This is a genomic window from Thiohalocapsa sp. ML1, from assembly GCF_001469165.1.
Taxonomy (GTDB): Bacteria; Pseudomonadota; Gammaproteobacteria; order Chromatiales; family Chromatiaceae; genus Thiohalocapsa.
On the sequence record NZ_JABX01000100.1, the window covers coordinates 1 to 4,325 of the forward strand.

Below are 4,325 nucleotides of genomic sequence, written 5' to 3' on the forward strand. Positions count from 1 at the left end.
TTGTGTGAAAAACGTGGTCTGTCCCCGTTTTTCCGCCGTCCCCGTTTTTCCGCCGTTTTTCGCGCTGTCCCCGTTTTTCGCGCTGAGCCTTTCGCGGTTCTCCGCGCCGCGCGATGCGCATCGCTGTCGCTACGTCAGGGCGAAAATCGATTTCTTCACAACCTCTGAGGCTCTGCCTCGTGAGATGTCGATCGCACAAAAGCAGAAAGCCGCCCGAGGGCGGCTTTGTCGTCGGTGCGGGCGCGGCGATCGGCGTCAGTTGAAGAGCCAGCCGAAGTTGATGCCGAGCTCGTACTGCGACATGCGGATGGTCGGTGCCTGCGCGCCGGTGAAGGCGCCGGGACCCTTGACCTCGTTCTCCGGCGCGTACATGCCCCAGAAGGTCAGCTCGTAGTTGTCGCGCAGGCGATAGGTGCCGCCGAGCGTCCAGTGGTCCTCGACGACCGCAGGCGCGAGCGTGTTGAAGGCGACTTCGCTGCCTTGAACGGGATTGTCGCCGTGGCTGTAACCGGCGCGCATCGTGAGCTTGTCGTTGAGGTCGTATTGCACGCCGAGCTTGATGATGGTCATGTCGTCCCAGCCGAAGCCGGCGCCTCTGGAGCCGCCGAGGCAGTAGCGGGAATCGTAGCCGGCGAAATTGCCTTGCAGGTTGCAGCGCTGGGCGAGCTCGTTCTTGTTGGCGATGGCGTCGATCTCGCTGTACCAGATTTGCTGCAGATCGAGCGCGAAGGTCAACTGATCCGTCGCACGGAAGGCGGCGCCGATGGTGGCCACCGGCGGGAGATCGAAATCGCCGCCCTGGGCGAACAGGTCCGAGTACCTGTCGAACTTGTCCATGTACATCTTCGAGCGATAGGACGCGCCGAGCGTGAGCTGCGGATTCAGGTCCCAAATGCCGCCGAGCTGGACGCCGAAGCCCCAGGCCGAGTCTTTGCCGTTGTCGGAGAGGTTCCGTGGCGAGGTGCCCTGCATGGTCCGGCTTTGGATCATGCTTTGCGTGAAGGTCTGGGTGAAGCCCTGGAAGGCGCCCACGCCCTTGACCTCGATGGTCTGATAGCCGATCAGGAAGCTCGCGCCGACCGACAGGTTGTCGGCGAGATCGCGCGCGTAGCCGATGGAGACGCCGAGCTGCTCGAGGTCGACACCCGCGTTGCTGCCGCCGCGCGCGGTCGTGCCCGGGACCTGCGTGCCCGCGCGTGGGTCCGGGGGCAGATAGGCCGGCGGGTTGGCCAGCGGGTTGCCGCCGCCGAACGTCCCGAGGTGGCCGAGGCCCGGGAAGACCATGGTGTCGCCGCTGCGGAAATCCGTATTCATGCCGCCGTTGGCGAACAGCGCGATGCCGAAGGCGCTGACGTCGTTGATGGGCTGGCTGTAGCCCAGACCGGGGATCAGAAAGTCGTTGTTCTCGCTCTCGACGGTCCCTCTGCCGTCGGGACCGCTGCCAATGGGTGCGAAGGCGCCCTGCGGGCAGCCGGTCGTGCAGAAGGCGTTGGAAGGCGTGAGCCCGTCGTATTCGCGACGCGGGCTGAACCAGGAAAGGCCGATGTCGGCCCGCCGGCCGACCCGCGTGAGCCCGGCGGGATTGCCGACGATGGACAGCGAGTCCTGCGGCAAGGCGGCCTCACCGGCGCCCGCCATGCCCTTGGCCGCGGGGGAGTAGCCGTGGGACATGTAGCCGTTGGTGGCGACGGCGGACGTTGCACCGACGCAACAAATAATGGCGATGGCGGCTGAGGGCCGTTGCAGTTTCATCACAGTTTGTCCTCTCTTGTTGGTATGGCGGCGCCTTGCCTGGCGGAAACATCGACGACGTGGCGCCTGGCGGAAGTCGTCTTGTTGCAATAATTCGCGCTAGTTGCATTAATGTCAAACTCTAGCGAGGCGAAGCATCGGGGCCACACAGGCGCAGGGGCGGCGCCTGCCCACCTAGGGCGAACCTCGACCAAGGGCCAAGGGCCAAGGGCCAAGGGCCTAGGGCTAAGGTCTAAGGACGGCTCCCTCGGCCCTTCGCTTGTGCACTGTGCCGGTGCTCGGGCGGACGGAGCGCCGCGGGCACATGCTCGCGCGCCGCGCCCCAGTACCGGGCGGGGCTCAGCCCGGCTCCATGGGCGTGCGGCCGATGGAAATGTAAGTGATGCCCGCAGCGGTTACCTGGCCGTGATCCAGGATGTTGCGTCCGTCGAAGATCACCGGATTGCGCAGTGCGGCGCGGATGGCATCGAAGTCGGGGCTGCGAAACTGCGACCACTCGGTGACGATGGCCAGCGCGTCCGCGCCGTCAAGCGCCGTGTGCGGGTCGTCGGCGAGGACAAGGTCCGGCCGATCGCCGTAGATCCGACGGGTTTCATGCATCGCAACGGGGTCAAAGGCACGCACGCTGGCGCCCGCCTCCCATAGCTGCTCGATGAGGCGCCGGCTCGATGCTTCACGCATGTCGTCCGTGTTCGGCTTGAAGGCCAGCCCCCAGAGGGCGATGACCTTGCCCGACAGCTCGCTCCCGAAGAACTCCGAGATCTTGCGGAACAGCACCTCCTTCTGCCTGAAGTTGACGGCCTCCACTGCGCGGAGCAGTTCCGCTGCGTAGCCCACGGCCGTGGCTGTGCGCTCCAGCGCGCGGACATCCTTCGGGAAGCATGAGCCGCCGTAGCCGCAGCCGGGGTAGATGAATTGGTAGCCGATGCGGGGGTCGGAGCCGATGCCGACGCGGACCTGCTCAATGTCAGCGCCCACGGCCTCGGCGATGTTCGACAGCTCGTTCATGAAGCTGATCTTGGTCGCGAGGATGGCGTTGGCGGCGTACTTGGTGAGCTCCGCGGAGCGGATGTCCATGACCATGATCCGGTCGTGGCTGCGGTTGAAGGGCGCGTAGAGGGCGCGCAGCAGCTCCGCGGTGCGCGGGTTGTCGGTGCCGACGATGACGCGATCGGGCCGCATGAAGTCCTCGATGGCCGCACCTTCCTTTAGGAACTCGGGGTTCGACACCACGTCAAATTCGAAGCTGACGCCGCGCGCCGCTTGGGTTTCCCGAATGCGCTCTGCAACCCGGTCGGCGGTGCCCACCGGCACGGTGGACTTGTCGACGACGATGCGGTAGCTGTCGATGCATTCGCCGATGGTGGTCGCCACACTCAGCACATGTCTGAGGTCCGCGGATCCGTCCTCGTCGGGCGGGGTGCCCACGGCAACGAACTGGAACAGGCCATGCGCGACACCGGCGACGAGGTCGTCGCTGAACGCGAGCCTGCCCGCGGCGACGTTGCGCCGGATCATGTCCTCGAGTCCGGGCTCGTAGATGGGCACGCCACCCGCGTTGAGGAGCTCGATCTTGGCCCTGTCGACATCGACGCAGAGCACGTTGTTGCCGACCTCGGCGAGGCAGGCTCCGGTCACGAGCCCGACATAACCGCTACCAAAAATTGTGACATCCATAGACGGGGAACCTCACGCGAGTCTGGATTTCAACGGGAGTGGAGAACCGTGCACAGCCGTTAAAGGTACCATCATCGCGCCGCGGCGGCGCCTATGCGTGCGCTGGCGACGCGCGCGCCGTGCCTCTTTGGGACGCCTGGGGCAGGCGCGGAGGACGGTGCCGACCCTTCGGCGCGGCAACAAGGTTGAGAAGCCGCGCGCCGCGCGTTGGCCGAAAGAGCCCGTGATCGGCGCTGTTGCCGTGGTTGACCGAGACTCCTTGCCGACATATACTGCCGCGCTCGGTCGATTGGAGGGGTTCCCGAGCGGTCAAAGGGATCAGACTGTAAATCTGACGGCTCAGCCTTCGGAGGTTCGAATCCTCCCCCCTCCACCAAATAAGGTCCAGGCTGCATCGCGTCGGTTGGCCAAGCTAATGTGTCGACTCGGTACCCGAAGGCGCGGCGGTGCAACCGAATCAGCCCGGTGGTGAGACAGCGCGGCGGCCGCACCTTCGCTCATGCTCGCGCCGCCAATGGTCGGCCGCCAATGGGATTCCGCCGCGGGTGTAGTTCAACGGTAGAACCTCAGCCTTCCAAGCTGATGGTGTGGGTTCGATTCCCACCACCCGCTCCAAGCGAGCGATCCGGCGCCTGCGATCTGGTCCGGAACCGCAAGCTGCGCAGGATGCGCTCGGTCGGGACTCGCGCAGCATGCGCTTGATCCGGATTGCAGTAACAGTGCCCATGTAGCTCAGCTGGTAGAGCACACCCTTGGTAAGGGTGAGGTCACCGGTTCAACTCCGGTCATGGGCTCCAAACGCGTGCCGTGCGACGTCCTGCGGTTTGGTCCGGGGAGGGTCGCGCAAAAGTCAGCCTGTCGTCGGCAGAAGCCGAATTCCGCGGAGTAGGGGTCCG

Annotated in this window: 2 protein-coding genes and 3 tRNA genes; 3 read left to right on the forward strand and 2 right to left on the reverse strand. The window is 65.4% G+C overall.

Annotation, left to right across the window (positions count from 1 at the left end; genetic code table 11):
• Positions 1 to 255: 255 nt before the first annotated feature.
• Together ML01_RS26415 and ML01_RS26420 are read right to left on the reverse strand one after the other, a co-directional pair.
• Positions 256 to 1,752 (reverse strand): OmpP1/FadL family transporter, encoded by a 1,497-nt coding sequence (locus ML01_RS26415; protein WP_058558351.1) that lies wholly within the window; start codon positions 1,750 to 1,752, stop codon positions 256 to 258.
• A gap of 339 nt (positions 1,753 to 2,091) precedes the next feature.
• Entirely contained in the window at positions 2,092 to 3,429 is a 1,338-nt protein-coding gene (locus ML01_RS26420) for a UDP-glucose/GDP-mannose dehydrogenase family protein (RefSeq protein WP_058558352.1), read from the reverse strand.
• Between the two features lie 291 nt (positions 3,430 to 3,720).
• On the opposite strand from ML01_RS26420, the gene ML01_RS26425 reads away from it, so the two are divergent.
• The 3 genes from ML01_RS26425 to ML01_RS26435 all read left to right on the forward strand — a co-directional run bounded on the left by ML01_RS26425 (position 3,721) and on the right by ML01_RS26435 (position 4,226).
• Positions 3,721 to 3,805, forward strand: a tRNA-Tyr gene (locus tag ML01_RS26425).
• 165 nt (positions 3,806 to 3,970) lie between these two features.
• Positions 3,971 to 4,044, forward strand: a tRNA-Gly gene (locus ML01_RS26430).
• Between the two features lie 106 nt (positions 4,045 to 4,150).
• A tRNA-Thr gene (locus tag ML01_RS26435) sits at positions 4,151 to 4,226 on the forward strand.
• Positions 4,227 to 4,325 lie beyond the last annotated feature (99 nt).

Coding starts and splice junctions, on each gene's coding strand:
- ML01_RS26415 (WP_058558351.1), bottom strand. CDS start 1,752: ATGAAACTGCAACGGCCCTCAGCCGCCATCGCCATTATTTGTTGCGTC.
- ML01_RS26420 (WP_058558352.1), bottom strand. CDS start 3,429: ATGGATGTCACAATTTTTGGTAGCGGTTATGTCGGGCTCGTGACCGGA.